The sequence below is a fragment of the Catenuloplanes niger genome (genome assembly GCF_031458255.1).
GTDB lineage: Bacteria > Actinomycetota > Actinomycetes > Mycobacteriales > Micromonosporaceae > Catenuloplanes > Catenuloplanes niger.
Genome location: NZ_JAVDYC010000001.1, coordinates 493,993 through 512,196, shown reverse-complemented (window position 1 = coordinate 512,196; position 18,204 = coordinate 493,993). Strand labels below are relative to the sequence as shown.

The window sequence follows — 18,204 nt, the reverse complement described above, 5'->3', positions numbered from 1 at the left end:
GACCGGTGAGTACGGCGGGAGCGGTGCCGGAGCGCCGCTCGCCGCTCGTCGTCACGGACCTCGATGACGCTACCGACGAGAGGACGACGATGAGCAGGACACCGGTGCCCCGGGGGGCCGCGCTGCTGGGTCTGGCGAGTTCGATGTTCCTGGTCGTCCTGGACGCCGCGATGACGAACCTGGCCGGACCGGACATCCGCGCGGGTCTGGGGCTGACGGCGGCCGAGCTGACGCTGGTGGCGAGCAGCTATCTGGTGCCGCTCGCCGGTCTGCTGCTGCTCGGCGGCCGGCTCGCGGACGTGGTCGGCGGCCGGCGGATCTACGTCGTCGGCATGGTCGTCTACCTGGTCGCGACCGCGTTCTGCGCGTTCGCCGTGAACGGCCCGATGCTGATCGCCGGCCGGGTCGGGCAGGGCATCGGCGGCGCGATCGTGATCCCGTCCGCGCTGGCGCTCGCGCTCGCCATCTCGGTGACGCCGGCGGAACGCACCCGTACCGTCGGGATCTGGGGTGCCGTCTCCGGCGCCGGTGGCCTGCTCGGCTTCCTGCTCGGCGGCGTGCTCACCCAGGCGTTCGGCTGGTCGGCGGTGTTCTGGGCACCGGTGCCGGTCGGCCTGCTCAGCATGGTGCTGGTGCTGCGCTCGGTGCCCCCGGTGCGTGGGCGCCCGGGCCGGATCGACGTGCCCGGCGCGATCACCATCACCGGCGGCATCTCCGCGATCGCGTACGGCGTGGTGTCCGCCTCGGAGTCGCGGTGGAGCGAGCCGGGCTCGTTCGTCGCGATCGCGGCCGGCCTGGTGTTCCTGGCCGCGTTCGTCGCCGTCGAGCGCCGCGCCGCGAATCCGCTGGTGCCGCTGGAGTTGTTCGGCCGCGGCCCGGTCATCCGGGCGAGCGCGGTTGTGATGGCGCTCGGCGGCGTGTTCGGCAGCATGTTCTTCCTGCTCCCGCAGTACCTGCAGCAGGTGCAGGGCCTGGACGCGCAGTCGGCCGGGCTCGGCCAGGCGCCGCTGCCCCTCATGATCATCGTCGGCAGCGCGCTGGCCCCCGTGGTGGCCCGGCCGTTCGGGCCGGCCCGCGCCTGCACGGCCGGGCTGGTCCTGCTGCTCGCCGGGTTCACCTGGCTGATCCTGAACCCGGCGGACGACGGTTATTCCGCGCACACCGTCGGCGCGTTCGTGCTGCTCGGCGCGGGGGCCGGCATCGGCCTGGTGAACGCGATCGCGATCGCGGTCCGGGATGCCACCGAGGGCGAGTCGGGCCTGCTCAGCGGCCTGGTGAGCGCGGCACAGCAGGTGGGCGCGGCGGCCGGGGTGGCGATCCTGGGCGGGATCGCGATCGGCGCGGCCGGTGCCGACGGCGAGCTGGACTTCACCACGGCGTTCGTCAGCCAGACCGTCCTGGTCCTGATCGCGTTCGGCCTGTCGCTCATCCCGCCGGGCAGCCGGGTGGGACCGGCCCCGGCCGTCGAGCGTCTCGAGCGCGTCTAAGCCCCGTACCGACGTGAATGGCCGGGCCGCCGGCGACGGTGGTGTTCGGCAGACGAGGAGGCACACATGAGGACGGGTCACCTGATCCGATGGCTGCGCGCCGGGACGGCACACAGCGTCTGGAACGCGCCCGCGTTCCAGGCGCCGGAGACGATCGGCGTGAGCAGCTCCGACTTCGCCGACGGCGGTCCGATCCCGGACGCGCACGTGAGCCGGCGGGCCGGCGGCGAGAACGTGTCGCCGGAGCTGACCTGGACCGCGCCGCCGTACGGCACCGCGCAACTGCTGCTGATCCTGGAGGACGCGGACGTGCCGTTCCCGCGCCCGCTGATCCACACGGTCGCGTTACTGCCCGCGGAGACGCGTACGCTCGCCCGCGGCGGTCTGCGGCCGGGGAACCCGTCGGTGCGGTCGCTGCGGGCGAGCCTGGGCGCGACCGGCTACGCCGGGCCGATGCCGCCGCCCGGCCACGGACCGCACCACTACGAGTTCACGCTGTACGCGCTGGAGCGGCCGGTGCCCGCCGGGGTGCGTTCGATCGGTGCGGTCCGGCGGACGGTCGACGGGCACGTGCTGGCCCGCGGCCGGCTCACCGGCACCTACGAGCGTTGAGCCGCGGGTGCGTCGCGTAGCGACAGCCGGTGCAGCTTCTCGTAGCTCTCCGTGCCGGGTTCGGCCGTGTAGACCAGCAGGCGGTGGGACTGGGCCTCGTCGACCAGCGTCTGGCAGTGCAGCACCAGCGGGCCGACCCGGGGATGGAGCAGGTTCTTCACCTCGTCCGGCCGCGCCCCGATCTGGTGCTCGGCCCACAGCTCGCGGAACTCCGCGCTCTCGGCGAGCAGGAGGTCGGCGAAGTACGCCGCCTCGGAGTCCGGTCCGCGCAGCGTGACCAGGCGGCGCAGCCCGGCCACGTACGTCCAGGACAGCGTCGCGTGATCCTGCGGCAGGTAGATCAGCCGGCTGTCCGGGTCGGCGAACCACCGGTACCCGCGGCTGCGCATCGGCCCGGTGTACGCGGTCGCGTCGCCGAAGACCGCGACGCCGAGCGCGGTCTGCCGCAGCGTCTGCCCGAGCTCGGTGACGATCTCCGCGGGCGTGTCGTCGAGCCGGTCCAGTACCCGGTGCAGACCGGGGCCGACGTGCTCGCCGGTCACGCCGCGGACCGGTGGCTGGTGCCCGGCGAGCCGGAACAGGTGGTCGCGCTCGGCCGGCGTGAGGTGCAGGCCCTGCGCCATCGACGCGACCATCTGGGGGGACGGCCGCGGCCCGCGCTCACGTTCCAGCCGCTCGTAGTAGTCGATCGACATGTGGCACAGCGCGGCCACCTCCTCGCGCCGGAGCCCGGCGGTCCGGCGGCCGGACCCGCGTGGCAGGCCGACGTCCTCGGGTTGCAGCGCCGCCCGGCGACGCCGCAGGAACTCGGCCAGTCCGGCCCGATCGATCAGCATGGCCTCCTGTGTACCGTCCCGGTGCGGACCCCATCCAGGGCTCGCCGATCCCCCCTTCGCGCACCGGCGGGCCGGCGGCCGGGCGCGGCCGGGCGTGCTCAGGCCGGACGGTCCTCCGCGACGGCCTCGAAGAGCGCGGAGCACCAGCGGGTGTACGGCTCGGCGGTGCCCTCCCGGGTGGGGTGGACGCGGTTGGCGAGGACGAGGACGCCGAGGCCGCGGGCCGGGGAGAGCCAGAGCCGGTTGCCGACATATCCGGTGTGCCCGAAGCCGGGGAGCCGGGCCGAACCCAGGCCGGGGCGCGGCGTGACCATCCAGCCCAGGCCGAACCGGGCGCCCGGGGCCGACGGCGTGCGGACCGCGTCGTCCGGATCCCGGAGCCAGGTCTGGGCCGCGGCCGTGACCAGCGACAGCGTGCCGAACGCGCCGGCCTGCCCGGCCACGCCGCCCATCGCGGCCGCGTTCTCGTCGTGCACCTCGCCGACGATCAGCCGGCCGCGCCACGGGTCCAGCTCGGTCGCGACGGACTCGTGCGGTGGCGCGCCGAAGCGCAGGCCGGTGCGGTCGCGTGCCAGCTCGGACAGGGAACGCCCGGTCAGGTCCTCGACCATCCGCCCGAGCAGCAGGAAACCGAGGTCACTGTAGACCTCCGCGGGCGGTCCGAGCGGCGTGGCGAGCACGGCTGCCAGGATCGCGTCGCGCCCGGTGACGGTGCGGAAGAACGGGACCGACGCGGGCAGGCCGGCCGTGTGCGTGAGCAGCGCGCGGATCGTCGCGCGGCCCACGCCGTACCCCCGGCTCGGTGCCCACAGCTCGGCCAGCGGCAGGTCCAGGGACGGGACCGCGGCGAGCACCTCCGGCAGTGTGACCAGCACTTTCGTGAGGCTGGCCAGGTCCCACCAGTGGTCTGCGGTGACCGGGCGGCCGGTGGACAGGTCCGCGGTGCCGTGCACCACCCGGACGTCCACCCGGTCCGGGCCGAACACGGCGACCGCGGTGGCCGGTGCGGGCGACCGCGTCACGACGTCGAGCAGAGAAGACCCCACGCGGACAGGTATAGCGGACGCACTATTTTGGTCCGGTGACGCACCTCTGCATCGACTTCGGCACGTCCAGCACGGTGGCGGTGCTGGCCGGCCGCCAGGGGGTTCGCCCCGTGCTGTTCGACGGCCGGCCGTCGCTGCCGTCCGGCGTCTGCGCGGACCCGGCCGGACGACCGGTGGCCGGCCCGGACGTGCTGTTCGCGGCCGCGACCGCGCCGGAGCGGTACGAGCCGTACCCGAAACAGCGCATCGACGAGAAGTCCGTGCTGCTCGGCGGCGTGGAGGTCGCGGTCGCGGACCTGATCGCGGCCGTGCTGCGCCGGGTGGTCGGGCAGCTGCCGGCGCCGCCGCAGCGGGTGACGCTCACCCACCCGGCGGCCTGGGGTGCGCAGCGCCGCGAGGTGCTGTGGGAGGCGGCCGCGCGCGCCGGGCTGAACTCGGTGCGCCTGGTCAGCGAGCCGGTCGCGGCCGCGGCCCACTTCGCCGCGACCGCGGGCGACGCGCTGCCGGTCGGCGGTGCCGCGCTGATCTGCGACGTGGGCGCCGGAACGGTCGACGTGTCCGTGGTCCGGCGCAGGCCGACCGGGTTCGAGGTGCTGACCACGGCCGGCCTGACGGACGGCGGTGGACTCGATCTGGACGCCGCGATCGTCGCGCACCTCGGCACGGTCTACGCGTCCCGGCACGGCGGCGCCTGGTCGCGGCTGATCGCGCCGTCCGCGCCCGGCGACCAGGCCGCGTCCCGCGCGTTCTGGACCGGCGTGCGGGTCGGCAAGGAGACGCTGTCCCGGTCGCCGGGCACGCACATCCACCTGCCGATCATCGAGCAGGAGGTGCCGCTCGGCCGCGAGCAGTTCGAGACGCTGGCCCGCCCGGTGCTGGACCGGACCGTGGACGCGACGCGCGCGGTGCTGCGGGAGGCGCGGGTGGACCCGTCCGCGCTGTTCGGCGTGTTCCTGGTCGGCGGCGGCAGCCGGGTGCCGCTGCTGGCGACGCTGCTGCACCGCGCGCTGGGCGTGGCGCCGACCGCGGTCGAGTCGCCGGAGCTGGCGGTCGCGTCCGGCGCGGTGACGGCCGAGGACGCGAGCGGCCCGGACGCGGAGCTGACCGTGAAGGCGGCCCGGCCGCTGGAACGCACCAAGATCTACGGTGCGGCGCAGATCCCGGTCGGCAAGCCGGCCAAGCGGGTCCGGCGCCGGCGTCGGCGGACCGTGTTCCTGGTCGCGGCCGCGCTGGTGATCGCGGCGGCCGGCGGGGCGGCGGCCGCGGCGTGGCCGTCCGGCGACGAGGAGCGCGTGCCGAACGGCGACGCGGTGATCACGGAGAGCGGCTGGAACGGCGAGTTCTTCATGCAGATCGACAGCGCCAGCCGGGACCAGGCCAGCGGCCGGCTGCTGCTGCGGGTGCGCGAGGCCACGCTGGGCGAGGACCGCCGGACGATCGACGGCACCGGGCGGTGGGTGAACGTGCGCGTCGACCCGGACGCCGAGGTGTGGCGTGCCGACCGGACGCCGAGCGACGTCGACGAGCTGTTCTCCGATCTGGGCGCGCGCGAGGACCGCGGGCGCGGTTTCACGCTCACGTTCAACCCGCGGGGCGAGGTCACCACGGTGCAGTGGCTGTGACCGGTGGCGGATCACCCGGTCGTGGCGGCCGCGCGCTCCAGCGTCTGACGGAACGCGCGGGCGGCCGGTGAGGCCGCGCCCGCGATCCGCTGCGCCGTGAAGATCGTGCGGCGCGGTGCCGAGGGCAGCTCGATCAGCCGGCACGACGTGGACCGTCCGGCCCAGACCAGGTCCGGGATGAGCGCGACCGCGTTGCCGGACTCGACCAGCCGGATCTGTGACTGCAGGTCCGCGGTCTCGTAGCGGACGTCCGGCTCGAAGCCGGCGACCCGGCACGTCTGCAGCGCGAAGTGCCGGGACGCGGTGCCGTGCGGTTCCATCACCCAGGGCATCTCCGCGGCCTCCCGCAGGTTCGTCACCGGCCTCAGGGACTCGGCGACCGGTGGCAGCGCGAGCCGGATCGCGTCCGTGGTCAGGTCGCGCCGGTCCAGGCCGGGGTGGTGCGGCGCCGCGTGCGCGGGGTACTGCTCCGCGACCACCATGTCGAAGTCGCGTGCCCACGTCTCCCGCAGCGCCTCCTCCGGCTCGCGTTGCACCATCTCCACCCGTACGTCCGGATGCTGCCGCGCCATGGTCTTGAGCGCGACCGGCATCAGCGCGAGCGCGGCGGACTGGAAGACCGCGACGCGCACCCGGCCGCTCACCCGGGTCAGCGAGGCCTGGAGCGCCGCCTCGGCGCGTTCCAGCGTGTCCAGCACCTCGCCGGCGGACGCGACCAGCACCTCGGCCTGCGGGGTGAGCCGCAGCCGACGCCCGGCCTTGCGCAGCAGCACCATGCCGGTCTCCTTCTCCAGCTGGCTGAGCTGCTGGGAGACGGCGGACGGGGAGAAGTTGAGCGCCTCCGCGACGGCCGCGATCGTGCCCCGGATGGCGAGCTCCCGCAGCAGCACGAGACGGCGAATCTCCAGCACAACGCCCACTCCCTGAGAGACGGTTAACCAAAACCGAAGAGTACCCGTCACAAACGATCGCTTTTCCTAATGCAAGGGCGGACCGAAACTGGGCATCTCAGATGAGCGCTTTTCAACCCGCCTGAGACGTCCTCGCCCGGCACGGCTCGACGGCCCGGGGCCGCCGGGTTGAAAAAAGCTCAGTCATGGAAGGAAACCAGTCAGATGAACGCCACCGACCCCCAGCTGAGCGCCGAGGCCGTCACCCTGGTCCGGCGCTGGTTGCGCGAGGCCGAGACGTACCCCGTCTCCGGCTCCGCCGCGCAGCTGGCCGGCGTGCTGCGCGACCCCAAGGGCCTGTCGTTCGCGGTCGGCTTCGTCGACGGCGTCGTCCGGCCGGAGGATCTCCAGGTCAGTGCCCGCGCGCTCAGCCGCCTCGCCCGCGACGTGCCGTCGTTCCTGCCCGCGCCGCTGCGCGCGGCCGTGAAGGCCGGTGGCGCGCTCGCCCCCACGATGCCCGGCGTGGTGGTGCCGATCGCCCGCCGCGTGCTGCGCGAGATGGTCGGCCACCTGATCGTCGACGCCACCGACGCCCGCCTCGGCAAGGCCATCCAGAAGATCAAGGGCCAGGGGGTACGGCTCAACGTCAACCTCCTCGGCGAGGCCGTGCTGGGCCGGGGCGAGGCGTCGCACCGGCTGACCGAGACCGAGCGGCTGCTCGCCCGCCCGGACGTCGACTACGTCTCGATCAAGGTCTCGGCCACGGTCGCGCCGCACAACCCGTGGGCGTTCGACGAGGCGGTCGCGCACATCGAGACGCAGCTGACACCGCTGTTCACCCGCGCCCGGGACGAGCACAAGTTCATCAACCTCGACATGGAGGAGTACAAGGACCTCGACCTGACCCTCGAGGTCTTCACCCGCCTGCTCGACCGGCCGGAGTTCCTGTCGCTCGAGGCCGGCATCGTGCTCCAGGCGTACCTGCCGGACGCGCTCAGCGCCATGATCCGGCTGCAGGAGTGGTCCGCGGCCCGGCGCGCCCGGGGCGGCGCCGGCATCAAGGTGCGCCTGGTCAAGGGCGCGAACCTGCCGATGGAGCAGGTCGAGGCGTCGCTGCACGGCTGGCCGCTGGCCACCTGGGGCAGCAAGCAGGAGTCGGACACGCACTACAAGCGGGTGCTGGACTACGCGCTGCACCCGGACCGGATCGGCAACGTCCGGCTCGGCGTGGCCGGTCACAACCTGTTCGACGTGGCGTACGCGTGGCTGCTCGCCGGCGAGCGCGGCGTCCGGGACGGCATCGAGTTCGAGATGCTGCTCGGCATGGCGCAGGGGCAGGCGGAGGCGGTCCGGCGCGAGGTGGGCGGCCTGCTGCTCTACACCCCGGTGGTCGAGCCGGCCCAGTTCGATGTCGCGATCGCATACCTGATCCGCCGCCTGGAGGAGGGTGCGAGCAGCGAGAACTTCATGTCCGCGGTGTTCGAGCTGAACTCCTCGGAGGAGCTGTTCGACCGGGAGCAGAAGCGGTTCGAGGCCTCGCTGGCCGCGCTGGACACCGACGTGCCGCCGCCGCACCGGGTCGCGGACCGGCACGCCGTGGTCCCGGTCTCCACGATCGGCCACTTCCACAACACGCCGGACACGGACCCGTCGGTGCGCACCAACCGCGACTGGATGCGGGCCGCCGTGATCAAAGCCGAAAAATCCGACATCGGTACGGCGGGGATCGACGCGGCCCGGATCGACAGCCCGGCCGCGCTCAACGACCTGCTGGAGAAGGCCGGCGCCACCACCTGGGGCACCGTCTCCGGCGAGGACCGGGCCAAGGTCCTGCACCGGATCGGCGACCGGATCGAGGCACACCGCGCCGCGCTGATCGAGGTGATGGCCGCGGAGGCCGGCAAGACCGCGGACCAGGCCGACCCGGAGGTCTCCGAGGCCGTCGACTTCGCCCACTACTACGCGGAGCTGGCCCGCGAGCTCGACTCGGTGGACGGCGCCGCGTTCACCCCGGCCGGCATCACGCTGGTCACGCCGCCGTGGAACTTCCCGGTCGCGATCCCGGCCGGTGGCGTGCTCGCCGCGCTGGCCGCCGGGTCCACCGCCGTGCTCAAGCCGGCCGGCCCGGCCGAACGCTGCGGCGCCGTGCTCGCGCAGGCGATTTGGGAGGCGCTGGACGACGCCGGCGTCGCCCGCGACGTGCTCACGCTGGTCCAGGTCGACGAGGGCACGCTCGGCGCGCAGCTGATCGCGCACCCACGCATCGACCGGACCATCCTGACCGGCGCGTACGAGACCGCGGAGCTGTTCCGTTCGTTCCGCCCCGACCTGCCGCTGCTCGCCGAGACCAGCGGCAAGAACGCGATCATCGTGACGCCCAGCGCGGACCTGGACCTCGCGGTGAAGGACGTGGTCCACTCCGCGTTCGGGCACGCCGGCCAGAAGTGTTCGGCCGCGTCGCTGGTCGTGCTGGTCGGCTCGGTCGCCAGGTCGAAGCGGTTCCGCACCCAGCTGATGGACGCGGTCTCCTCGCTCACCGTCGGCTACCCGTGGGACCCGTCGTCGCAGGTCGGCCCGGTCATCGAGCCGCCGTCCGGCAAGCTGCTCGACGGCCTCACCACGCTCGGCGAGGGCGAGTCCTGGCTGATCGAACCGCGTGCGCTGGACTCCTCGAGGAAGCTGTGGAGCCCGGGCGTGCGGGACGGCGTGCGGCGCGGCTCGGCGTACCACCACACGGAGTACTTCGGCCCGATCCTCGGCATCATGACCGCGGACACGCTGAGCGAGGCCATCGACATCGTCAACGAGGTCGAGTACGGCCTGACCTCCGGCATCCACTCGCTCGACGTCGCCGAGCTGCGCACCTGGCTGAACCGCATCCAGGCAGGCAACCTGTACGTCAACCGCGGCACCACCGGCGCGATCGTCCAGCGGCAGCCGTTCGGCGGCTGGAAGCGCTCGTCGGTCGGCCCCGGCACCAAGGCCGGTGGCCCGAACTACCTGGTCGGGCTCGGCTCCTGGGACTCCCGCCCGGCCACCGCGGTCGACGAGCCGTCCACCCGCGTGCGCCACCTGATCGGCCGGGCCAAGGGCGTGCTCACCGGCGACGAGGCCGCCTACCTGGAGCGCGCCGCCCGCAGCGACGCCAACGCCTGGGCCACGCACTTCGCGCCGTCCGACGTCTCCGCGCTGGCCGCGGAGCGCAACGTGCTGCGCTACCTGCCGGTTCCGGTAGACCTCCGCCTGGAGGCCGGTGGCTCGGTCGCCGAGCTGGTCCGGCTGGTCGCGGCCGGCACGCTGTCCGGCGCCGACCTGACCGTGTCGTCCGCGACGCCGCTGCCGGAGGCGCTCGGCATCGCGCACACGGTGGAACCGGCCGACGCGTGGACCGCGCGTCTCGGTCCCGGCCGGGCCCGCCTGGTCGGCGGTTCCGCCGCCGACGTGGTCACCGCCACCGGCGGCCGGCCCGACCTGGCCGTCTACGGCGGCCCGGTCACCGAGTCCGGCCGGATCGAACTGCTGCCGTTCCTGCGCGAGCAGGCGATCAGCATCACCGCCCACCGGTTCGGCAACCCGGACGGCGTCGCGGCCGCGGCGCTCTAGAAGAGCAGAATCCAGCGGGGGTACGCGTACCCCCGCTGGATCGTCCGGCTCAGACCACCTTGACCGCGCCGGCGTCCACGTTCCAGTTCTGGCCGATCGCGCTCGGCATGGCCGGGGAGGCGAGCAACAGCACCGCGCGGGCGATCTCGTCCGGCTCGGCCAGCCGCCCGGTCAGCATGCCGCCCTGCGCCGGCAGGCCGGCGAGCAGCGTGGCGTGATCCATGCCCAGATGCGCCGCGAGCGTGGCCACGTAACCGTCCGGGCCCTCCTGGGTGTAGGAGCGCACGCCGGCCGGCGACACCGTGTTGATCCGTACGCCCGAGCCGGCCAGCCGTTCCGCGAGCACCCGGGACGACAGGTTGAGCGCGGCCTTCGCGGCGGCGTACGGCAGCGGGCCCCCACCGGCCAGCCGGGCGGTGTTCGAGCTGATGTTGACCACGGCACCGCGCGCCTCGGTCAGCGCGGGCAACGCGGCCCGGATCACGCGCAGCGCCGCGAACAGGTTCAGCGCGAGGATCTCCGTCCAGACGTCGTCGTCGCCCTCGAGCAGGTCACCGAAGGCCGCGCCGGGCAGGTTGCCGCCGCCGGCGTTGTTGACGACCACGTCGAGGCCGGGGGTCGGCCTCGAGCGCGGTCTCCACCGCGCGCCGCGGGCCGTCCGGCCGGGTCAGGTCCGCCGCCACGAACGTGGCGCCGGTCGCGTCCAGCTCCGGGGTGCTGCGCCGGGCGACCGCGACCACCTTGGCGCCCTCGTCGGTGAAGGCCCGCACGAGCCCGAGCCCGAGCCCCTTGCTGGCGCCGGTGACCAGGACGCGCTTGCCGGCCAGTTGCAGATCCATGTGTTGCTCCCATCGGGTCTTCTCTCCGGGATCGATCCTGCGGCCGTACCGGGCGTGACCTCCAATACCGATCGGGCGGCGACCGATGCCGCGCGGTTATCGTTTCGTTCATGGAGACCCGGGAGCTGCGTTACTTCGTCGCCGTCGCCGAGGAGTCGCACTTCGGGCGCGCGGCGGAGCGGCTCGGCATCGCGCAGCCGGCGCTGTCCCGCGCGGTCCAGAAGATGGAGCGCCGCCTCGGTACGCCGCTGTTCGTCCGCGCCGGCCGCACGGTCAGTCTCACCGCGGCCGGCACGGTCCTGCTGGACGAGGGGCGCAACGCGCTGGAGGCGGTCGAGGCGGCCGACCGGCGCACCCGCCGCGCCGCACCGGGCGGGCGTCCCGGCATCGTGCTGGTGGCGAAGGCCGGCGTGTCCGTGGAACTGCTGGCCACGCTGCTCGACGCCTACGCCGCGGAGCCGGACGCGGCCGCGGTCGAGGTGGTCCTCGCGGACCTGACGCCGGGTGAGCCGGAGCGGATGCTGCGCGACGGCCGGGCCGACGTGGCCCTCCTCTTCGCGGACGGGCACGGCTTCGGCGGCCTCGATCACGAGGACATCGCCACCGAGGGGCAGGTGGTGGTGCTGCCGGCCGGGCACCCGCTCGCCGCCCGTGGCGCGATGACCGCTGACGAACTGCCGGACCTGCCGCAGCCGTGCTGGCCCGGCGCCGAGCTGGACGTCCGCGACGGCACGCAGTTGCTCCAGCTGATCGCGCTCGGCCGGGCGTTCTCCGTCCTGCCCGAGTCGTCCCGGCCGTCCCTGCCCGGCGGCGTCGTGGCGGTTCCGCTCGACGGCGCGCCACCGGTCACCACCCGCATCGCCTGGCCGGCGCACAGCCGGTCGCTGACCGTGGCCGCGCTCGTCCGGGTGGCCACCCGGCTCCGAAACACCGCGGCCACCGGCCGCTGACCCGCGGTGACACCGCGGAACCCGGCGTCCGAGCGTGCGGGCCGGTCGTGTGCGGGCCGGTTGGGTGCGGGGCGGTCGTGTGCGGGCCGGTTGTGTGCGGGGCGGGGTGCGGCCGGTTGTCCCTGGTCAGCCGTCGATCAGGGTCAGCCGTCGATCAGGGCGCGGAGGGCCGCGACGTGGCGGGCGTAGGCGGCCTTGCCGTCGGCCGTCAGGCTGACCCAGGTCTTGACGCGGCCCCGCCCGGTCGGCTTCGCGATGGTGACGTAACCCGCCTCCTGCAACACCTTCAGATGCTTGCTGACCACGGAGTCGGCCACGCCGAGCATCTCCCGCAGCGCGCCGAACTCCGCGCTGCTGGTCGCGTCGAGGAACGCGCAGATCCGCAGCCGGTGCGGCGCGTGGATCGTCTCGTCGAACGGCTCGGTCACGCGCCCGCCCGCAACTGGGCGCGCAGCGCGGCGTCGAACCGGCGGCCGACCACGACGATCACGGCGAACGCGAGCGCGGCGATGCACCAGATCAGCCAGTCCAGGTCGGTGTAGCTGCCGATCGACCAGGACGAGATCGCGGCGATGCCGATCAGCGCGCCCGTCGCCTTCGCCCAGCGGCTGGCCCGGCCCGCGTCCAGGCCGGAGACCCAGACGCCGGTCAGGCGCTTGTAGACCTGCGCCAGCCCGATGCAGACCAGGATGAACGCCGCGGCGGAGGCGAACCGGACAACCGTGTTGCCGAAGCCGTAGCCGACGACGAAGCCGGCGACGGCGAGACCGAAGACCGGGTGGTACCACCACGGGGTCACCAGCCGGTCGGCCAGCGTCGAGCGGGCCTCGGAGATCGCGGCGAGCTGGGCCGCCGGGTCGTTTTCCATGACGGAAAGTCAATCACATTCCGTCTTGGAAAGTCAATGGTCCTATCCTGGTCGCCGGAGGTGGAACGCGATGCGTGGAGACGTCGACGGACTGCACCACGTCGGCCTGGTCGTGCCGAATTTGGCCGCGGCGATCGAGACGTACCGGCGGCTCGGCTTCACGGTGGCGCCGCCGGCCTACCCGATGCTGCCGGACGCGCCCGGCGCGGCGGCCCGCCCGATCGGCGCCGCCAACAGCCACGTCTACCTGGACCGATCGTTCGTGGAGCTGGTGACCGCCGTCGACGATCACCAGCCGATCCCGGACGACGCGGAACCGCGGCCGATCGCGGTACCGGACGACCGCCTCCCCGCCCTGCTCGCCGCCGCCCGCGCGGCCGCGGCGCGGCTGACCGCATGGCTCGACCACGGCCCGGGGCTGCGCATCCTGATGCTCGGCGCACCGGACGTGCACGCCGCGGCGACCCGCCTGGACGAGGCCGGTCTCGGGCACGGCGGCGTCCACCCGATCCAGCGCCGCGTCCCCGGCGGCATGGCCGCCGGCCACTTCCTCGAACTCGACGACGACCGCAGCGCCGCCGATCCCGGCGCCGCTGATCGCCGCGGTTCCGGCGGAGAGCACGATGGCCGCGTTGGCCGCGTTGGCCGCGTTGACCGCGTTGACCGCGATGGCCGCGATGGCCGCGATGGCCGCGTTGACCGCGATGGCCGCGATGGCCGCGATGGCCGCGATGGCCGCGATGGCCGCGATGGCCGCGATGGCCGCGATGGCCGCGATGGCCGCGATGGCCGCGATGGCCGCGGTGACCGCGGTGACCACGATGGCCGCGGTGACCACGATGGCCGCGACGGCTGCGGCGACCGCTGCGACCGCGACGATCACGGCGCAGAGGGTAGGGAACGCGCCGGCGGTGCCGGTCGCACCGGCGATCACGGCGGCGGTGAAGGCCGGATCGGCATCGCGGAGAGCATCGCGGCCGGTGAGCACCCGGTCGGCCACCCGAACGGCGCGACGGCGTTGACCGGCTGCATGCTCCGCGTGCCACGTGCGGCGTTCCCCGGCGTGGTGTCGCGCTACGAGCGCCTCGTCGGGCGGCGGGCCGAGCGCGCCGACGGCGTCGCGTGGCTCCGCGCCGGTGATGCCGTCATCACGCTGCTGACCGGCCATTCGCTGGTCTTCTCGGCCTTCACGGTCGCCGTCGCCGACCTCCGGCAGACCGAACGGCACCTCGCCTCCGCGAACGTCCCGCACACGGCGCCCCGGCCCGGCGAGATCGTCGTGCCGGCCGCGGCCGCGCTGGGCGCCGCGATCGTCTTCCGTGCGCCCGAAGCGCTGGCGCACCCGGACCCCGCCGCGCCGGAGACCCGGCCGGCGCATGATTCACTGAGGCGTGCTGGATGATCAACCGGTGTCCACAGTGCTCGCCGCCCGCACCCGGACCACACGCCCCGCGCCGCCGCTGACCCGCACCTCCCACTCCCGCGTGGCGCCGGCCTCCCGCGTGGCGCCGGCCTCCCGCGTGGCGCCGGCCTCCCGCGTGGCGCCGGCCTCCCGCGCGGCGCCGGCCTCCCGCGTGGCGCCGGCCTCCCGCGTGGCGCCGGCCTCCCGTGCTGTCGCGGCGGCTGCCGGCCGGGGCCCGCGGTGAGCCGGGAGGACCTGGTGGTCGGGTGGGGCCGGGGCTGGGCGCGGTCGCGGCGGATCCCGGCCGTGGTCACCATCCCGGGCGGCCTGCTCTTCGACGTCGGCCGGCCCGGCCACCGCCTGCGCTACCTGCTGCACACCTGGGACCCCGCCTACCTTCGCGAACTCGGCGAGGAGGTCACCACGCCCGGTGCCTGGATCAAGCTGGACGGCAGCGCGCACGACCTGCGCGCGGCGCTGCCGGCGCACTGGGAGATGTTCGAGTCGAACCCGCTGATGACCGCGTCGCTGACCACCGGCGCGGTCCGGGCGCCACGGCCGTTCGAGGTCACGGTCCAGGCCGATCACGCGGGCGTGCTCACCGCCGAGGTCCGCCACGACCGGACCGGCGACCTGGCCGCCTCCGGCCGGCTCGCCCCCGGCGGCGGCTGGGGCGTCATCGACCAGGTCGAGACCGTCCCCGAGTACCGCCGCCGTGGCCTCGGCACCGTCGTCATCCGCGCGCTGAGCGACCACGCGGCCCGCCGCGGCATCCGGACCGGCGTGCTCGCCGCCACCGCGGACGGCCACGCCCTCTACCGCAGCCTCGGCTGGACCGTCGCCACCGAGCTCGCGGCCGCGTTCATCCCGGAGCCCTGACCGCCCGGCCGGTCAGGGCTCCCGGGTGTCCGTGCCGGTGGGGCCCGGACACCCAGGAGCGACCACATCACCGGTACGGGCAGGGCGGGATTCGCGGCGGCGGACGCGGCCACACCGGCATCCGGGTCGTCGAGCGGCGCGATGATCCGGTCCACCGGCGGGGCCGGGCCGGCCGCGGCGGCCCGGCGCACGGCGGGCTCCGGGTCGTCGAGGAGCCGCGCGAGGCGGTCACGATCGCCCGTCCGGCGCGGCACAGCAGGGACGCGACGAGAGTCCTCCGTGTCGATGGACGCGGTGACGCTACGAAGCTCACCGATGCCGTCGCAAGGCGCCTGCGCAAAATTGTCGTCATCTCGTCGAATTCTTGCGGAGCGGAACCCGCATTCCGACAACCGGCACGGTGCGCCGGCCGCGCGGATGCCGGCCGCGGCGGGACGGCCGCCGGGGCGGTGGCGGCGGGCACTTACGATGTCCGCGGCGAAACGCGGACCGGTGAGGGGAGGCGCATGGAGACCGGAGCTCTGGGCGGGGGCGGGATTCTGGATCCCGAGGGCGCCATGGATCGGATGCGTGCCTGGAAGGGCCGGATCGACAAGCTCGCGGCGGACACCAGGGTGATGAGCGAGCGGCTCGACGCGCTCCGGGTGACGGTCGCCGACGAGCACAACCTGTGCGAGGTCACGGTGGACAACACCGGTGCGCTGCTGGACCTGACGCTGCACCGCGGCATCCAGCGGGTCGCGCCGGACGTGGTCGCCCGCACGATCATGGAGACGATCCGGACCGCGAAGGGCCAGGTCGCGGACCGCTCCCAGGAGATCATCGCGGAGACGGTCGGCACCGAGTCCGCGGCCGCGCGCGCGATCGCCGAACGCGTCGACCGCAAGCTGCGCCCGGAGCCGGACCCGGACGAGTGGGGGCCGGGCGCCGGATACGACGGTCACGGCTGGCGGGGGTAACGGATGGCATCCGGTCAGGGCTGGGTGGCGGACGCGGACCAGATCCGCGCGCACGCCGGCAGCATCGACAAGGTTCGCGAGGGCTTCGGCCCGGTCAACGGCGCCAGCGCGAACATCGCACAGAACGACGCGGCGTACGGGCTGCTCTGCGGCTGGATCTCCGGCATCCTCGAGGCGCGGCACGTCCGGCAGGACGAGATCGTCGCGTACGTCGAGGAGAACCTGCGGATCGCGGCCGACCTGCTGCGCCGCACCGCGGACGCGTACGAGGCCGCGGAGGCCGACGCCGAGTCCTCGATGCGGGGGCTCGAGGGCAGGCTCACCCGATGAGCGACGACTCCCTGGTCGCCCCGGTCGAGTCCAGCCGCACCGGCTACACCGGGATCTCCCTGGCCGAGGGCTTCGCCGACCTGGACGCCGCGATCCGCAGCGAGGGCTGGGTCGACGACCTGCTGGCCGGCGCCGCGTTCGGGCTGGACGCGGTCTCCACCGTGCTTGACCCGTTCAGCGCGCTGCTGGCCAGCGGCGTCAGCTGGGCGATGGAGTACTTCGAGCCGCTGCGCGAGATGCTGGACGCGCTCACCGGCATGCCCGACGTGATCACCGCACACGCGGCGACCTGGGACAACATGGCCGCCGCGCTCACCCAGATGTCGGTCGACCTGCAGTCGCACCTGGCCGGTGACGTGCCGGACTGGGCCGGGCACGCGGCGGAGGCGTACCAGTCGCTGATGGGGCACAACGTGGCCGCGATCGCCGGGCTCGGCGGCGTGTCGGTCGCGATGGCGTCCGCCACCACGGCCGCGGGCAACCTGGTGCGGTTCGTCCGCGAGGTCGTCCGGGACCTGATCGCGGACCTGGTCGCGCGCGTGATCGTCTGGGCCGTCGAGGCGATCTTCGTGGTCACCATCCCGGTGATCGCGGTGCAGATCGTGGCCGCGGTGGCGAAGTGGGCCGGCCGCATCCTGGAGTACACGACCGCGCTGGTCACCAGCTACACGAACCTGTCCAAGCTGATCAACGGCTGAGATTGTCGGACCCCTGTGCCACGATGACGCGATGCGCCACGTGACCGACGGTGAACGCCGTGCCCGCCTGGCCGTGCGGCATGCGCTGGCCCCCGGCTCCCGGGCCGCGACCGTGGCCGACGCGACCCGTGCGGTGACCGTGCTGCACGCGACCGAGCCGCCCACGGTCTACCTGTCCTGCTGGGCGCGGGTCGACGGGTTCCGGCCCGCCGATCTCGCCGCGGCCCTGCACACCGAGCGCAGCTTGGTCAAACAGCTGGCGATGCGGCGCACGCTCTTCGTCTTCCCGCGTGACCTGCTGCCCGCGGCGTGGGCGTCCGCGTCCGCGCGGGTCGCCACGGCCGAGCGCGGCCGGCTGGTGAAGGATCTGGCCGCCGACGGGCTCACGGCCGACGGCGGCGAGTGGCTGGACCGGGCGCGGGCCGAGGTGCTGGCCGTGCTCGCCACCGCGCCGGAGGGGCGCACCGCGCAGGAGATCCGGCTCGCCGTGCCGACGATCGACGTCCGGGCCGGCGGGCTCGCCGCCTCGTCCCGGGTGCTCAACCACCTCGGCCTGACCGGCGACATCGTCCGCGGGACGAACACCGGCGGCTGGCACGTGTCCCGCCCCCGGTGGACGCTGATGCGGGACTGGCTCGGCGAGACACCGGAGTGGCCGGGCGCGGCCGAGGGTTACCGCGAGATCGTGCGCCGCTGGCTGTGGTCGTTCGGCCCGGGCACGGAGGACGATCTGGTCTGGTGGCTCGGCGCGACGAAGTCGGCGGTCCGGGCCGCGCTCGCCGCGGTCGGCGCGGTCCAGGTGTCGATGGACGGCGGCCGCACCGGTTGGCTGCTGCCGGACGATCTCGGCGAGGTGGCCGATCCGGGTCCGTGGGCCGCGCTGCTGCCGGTGCTCGACCCGACCGTGATGGGCTGGCAGGGCCGCGACTTCTACCTCGGCCCGCACAAGGAGCTGATCTTCGACACGCGCGGCAACGCCGGCACGACCGCGTGGGTGAACGGGCGGGTCGTCGGCGCCTGGGTGCAGGACCGGGCCGGTGTGGTGCGGGTGTGCCCGGTCGAGCCGGTGTCCACCGTGGAGGACGAGTTGTTGCGTGCGGAGGCCGCGCGCCTGACCGACTGGCTCGGTGGTTTCCGCGTCTCCTCGGTCTACTCGTCCCCGGTGATGAAGGCGGCCGCCTGA

General features: G+C 74.2%; 18 protein-coding genes. 11 read left to right on the top strand and 7 right to left on the bottom strand.

The annotated features are described in order from the left end of the window. Window positions 1-89: 89 nt before the first annotated feature. On the top strand, window positions 90-1,487 hold the full coding sequence (locus J2S44_RS02220) for an MFS transporter (protein ID WP_310408552.1): 1,398 nt from the start codon (window positions 90-92) through the stop codon (window positions 1,485-1,487). Window positions 1,488-1,553: 66 nt separating this feature from the next. Continuing rightward, on the top strand, window positions 1,554-2,099 hold the full coding sequence (locus J2S44_RS02215) for a YbhB/YbcL family Raf kinase inhibitor-like protein (protein ID WP_310408549.1): 546 nt from the start codon (window positions 1,554-1,556) through the stop codon (window positions 2,097-2,099). Here the strand turns inward: J2S44_RS02215 and J2S44_RS02210 are convergent. Then, on the bottom strand, window positions 2,087-2,935 hold the full coding sequence (locus J2S44_RS02210) for a helix-turn-helix transcriptional regulator (RefSeq protein WP_310408546.1): 849 nt from the start codon (window positions 2,933-2,935) through the stop codon (window positions 2,087-2,089). The genes J2S44_RS02215 and J2S44_RS02210 overlap by 13 nt on opposite strands. A 98-nt stretch (window positions 2,936-3,033) precedes the next feature. Next, entirely contained in the window at window positions 3,034-3,981 is a 948-nt protein-coding gene (locus J2S44_RS02205; protein ID WP_310408543.1) for a serine hydrolase domain-containing protein, read from the bottom strand. Between the two features lie 35 nt (window positions 3,982-4,016). Here J2S44_RS02205 and J2S44_RS02200 point away from each other — a divergent pair, with 35 nt between their 5' ends. Then, a complete protein-coding gene (locus J2S44_RS02200) occupies window positions 4,017-5,603 on the top strand; it encodes an Hsp70 family protein (RefSeq protein WP_310408540.1) in 1,587 nt (528 codons plus the stop codon). An 11-nt stretch (window positions 5,604-5,614) separates the two neighbouring features. Here the strand turns inward: J2S44_RS02200 and J2S44_RS02195 are convergent, their stop codons facing one another. Next, complete coding sequence (locus J2S44_RS02195; RefSeq protein WP_310408537.1) at window positions 5,615-6,514, bottom strand: LysR substrate-binding domain-containing protein; 900 nt, start codon at window positions 6,512-6,514, stop codon at window positions 5,615-5,617. A gap of 204 nt (window positions 6,515-6,718) precedes the next feature. On the opposite strand from J2S44_RS02195, the gene J2S44_RS02190 reads away from it, so the two are divergent. Next, window positions 6,719-10,096 carry a bifunctional proline dehydrogenase/L-glutamate gamma-semialdehyde dehydrogenase gene (locus J2S44_RS02190; protein WP_310408534.1) on the top strand — a complete coding sequence of 1,126 codons (3,378 nt, stop codon included), beginning with the start codon at window positions 6,719-6,721 and terminating at the stop codon, window positions 10,094-10,096. A gap of 49 nt (window positions 10,097-10,145) precedes the next feature. Here the strand turns inward: J2S44_RS02190 and J2S44_RS02185 are convergent, their stop codons facing one another. Continuing rightward, window positions 10,146-10,700 (bottom strand): SDR family oxidoreductase, encoded by a 555-nt coding sequence (locus J2S44_RS02185; RefSeq protein WP_310408531.1) that lies wholly within the window; start codon window positions 10,698-10,700, stop codon window positions 10,146-10,148. Further along, window positions 10,648-10,935: an SDR family NAD(P)-dependent oxidoreductase gene (locus J2S44_RS02180; protein ID WP_310408528.1), complete on the bottom strand. Its 288-nt coding sequence runs from the start codon at window positions 10,933-10,935 to the stop codon at window positions 10,648-10,650. The genes J2S44_RS02185 and J2S44_RS02180 overlap by 53 nt, the downstream gene beginning before the upstream one ends. Before the next feature lie 110 nt (window positions 10,936-11,045). Between J2S44_RS02180 and J2S44_RS02175 the strand changes: the two genes are divergently transcribed. Further along, the gene (locus J2S44_RS02175; RefSeq protein ID WP_310408525.1) at window positions 11,046-11,885 is read left to right on the top strand and encodes a LysR family transcriptional regulator; all 840 of its coding nucleotides are present in this window, start codon (window positions 11,046-11,048) and stop codon (window positions 11,883-11,885) included. A gap of 143 nt (window positions 11,886-12,028) precedes the next feature. Here J2S44_RS02175 and J2S44_RS02170 read toward each other — a convergent pair whose 3' ends face one another. Together J2S44_RS02170 and J2S44_RS02165 are read right to left on the bottom strand one after the other, a co-directional pair. Further along, entirely contained in the window at window positions 12,029-12,313 is a 285-nt protein-coding gene (locus J2S44_RS02170) for a transcriptional regulator (protein ID WP_310408524.1), read from the bottom strand. Continuing rightward, window positions 12,310-12,753 (bottom strand): hypothetical protein, encoded by a 444-nt coding sequence (locus tag J2S44_RS02165; RefSeq protein WP_310408522.1) that lies wholly within the window; start codon window positions 12,751-12,753, stop codon window positions 12,310-12,312. Before J2S44_RS02165 ends, J2S44_RS02170 begins: the two co-directional genes overlap by 4 nt. A 70-nt stretch (window positions 12,754-12,823) precedes the next feature. Between J2S44_RS02165 and J2S44_RS02160 the strand changes: the two genes are divergently transcribed. From J2S44_RS02160 to J2S44_RS02135, 6 genes are all read left to right on the top strand, one after another. Next, window positions 12,824-14,155 carry a VOC family protein gene (locus J2S44_RS02160; RefSeq protein WP_310408521.1) on the top strand — a complete coding sequence of 444 codons (1,332 nt, stop codon included), beginning with the start codon at window positions 12,824-12,826 and terminating at the stop codon, window positions 14,153-14,155. Between the two features lie 240 nt (window positions 14,156-14,395). Then, the gene (locus J2S44_RS02155; protein WP_310408519.1) at window positions 14,396-15,034 is read left to right on the top strand and encodes a GNAT family N-acetyltransferase; all 639 of its coding nucleotides are present in this window, start codon (window positions 14,396-14,398) and stop codon (window positions 15,032-15,034) included. A 506-nt stretch (window positions 15,035-15,540) separates the two neighbouring features. After that, window positions 15,541-15,993: a YbaB/EbfC family nucleoid-associated protein gene (locus J2S44_RS02150; RefSeq protein ID WP_310408517.1), complete on the top strand. Its 453-nt coding sequence runs from the start codon at window positions 15,541-15,543 to the stop codon at window positions 15,991-15,993. A 3-nt stretch (window positions 15,994-15,996) separates the two neighbouring features. Next, window positions 15,997-16,323 (top strand): hypothetical protein, encoded by a 327-nt coding sequence (locus tag J2S44_RS02145; protein ID WP_310408514.1) that lies wholly within the window; start codon window positions 15,997-15,999, stop codon window positions 16,321-16,323. Next, window positions 16,320-17,021 carry a WXG100 family type VII secretion target gene (locus J2S44_RS02140; RefSeq protein WP_310408511.1) on the top strand — a complete coding sequence of 234 codons (702 nt, stop codon included), beginning with the start codon at window positions 16,320-16,322 and terminating at the stop codon, window positions 17,019-17,021. The genes J2S44_RS02145 and J2S44_RS02140 overlap by 4 nt, the downstream gene beginning before the upstream one ends. A gap of 31 nt (window positions 17,022-17,052) precedes the next feature. Continuing rightward, window positions 17,053-18,204 carry a winged helix DNA-binding domain-containing protein gene (locus J2S44_RS02135; RefSeq protein WP_310408508.1) on the top strand — a complete coding sequence of 384 codons (1,152 nt, stop codon included), beginning with the start codon at window positions 17,053-17,055 and terminating at the stop codon, window positions 18,202-18,204.

Bases quoted from the DNA above. Each gene is read 5' to 3' on its own strand.
- J2S44_RS02190 (WP_310408534.1), top strand. From the start codon at position 6,719: ATGAACGCCACCGACCCCCAGCTGAGCGCCGAGGCCGTCACCCTGGTC.
- J2S44_RS02150 (WP_310408517.1), top strand. From the start codon at position 15,541: ATGGAGACCGGAGCTCTGGGCGGGGGCGGGATTCTGGATCCCGAGGGC.
- J2S44_RS02210 (WP_310408546.1), bottom strand. From the start codon at position 2,935: ATGCTGATCGATCGGGCCGGACTGGCCGAGTTCCTGCGGCGTCGCCGG.
- J2S44_RS02215 (WP_310408549.1), top strand. From the start codon at position 1,554: ATGAGGACGGGTCACCTGATCCGATGGCTGCGCGCCGGGACGGCACAC.
- J2S44_RS02220 (WP_310408552.1), top strand. From the start codon at position 90: ATGAGCAGGACACCGGTGCCCCGGGGGGCCGCGCTGCTGGGTCTGGCG.
- J2S44_RS02180 (WP_310408528.1), bottom strand. From the start codon at position 10,935: ATGGATCTGCAACTGGCCGGCAAGCGCGTCCTGGTCACCGGCGCCAGC.
- J2S44_RS02160 (WP_310408521.1), top strand. From the start codon at position 12,824: ATGCGTGGAGACGTCGACGGACTGCACCACGTCGGCCTGGTCGTGCCG.
- J2S44_RS02135 (WP_310408508.1), top strand. From the start codon at position 17,053: ATGCGCCACGTGACCGACGGTGAACGCCGTGCCCGCCTGGCCGTGCGG.
- J2S44_RS02175 (WP_310408525.1), top strand. From the start codon at position 11,046: ATGGAGACCCGGGAGCTGCGTTACTTCGTCGCCGTCGCCGAGGAGTCG.
- J2S44_RS02165 (WP_310408522.1), bottom strand. From the start codon at position 12,753: ATGGAAAACGACCCGGCGGCCCAGCTCGCCGCGATCTCCGAGGCCCGC.
- J2S44_RS02140 (WP_310408511.1), top strand. From the start codon at position 16,320: ATGAGCGACGACTCCCTGGTCGCCCCGGTCGAGTCCAGCCGCACCGGC.
- J2S44_RS02145 (WP_310408514.1), top strand. From the start codon at position 15,997: ATGGCATCCGGTCAGGGCTGGGTGGCGGACGCGGACCAGATCCGCGCG.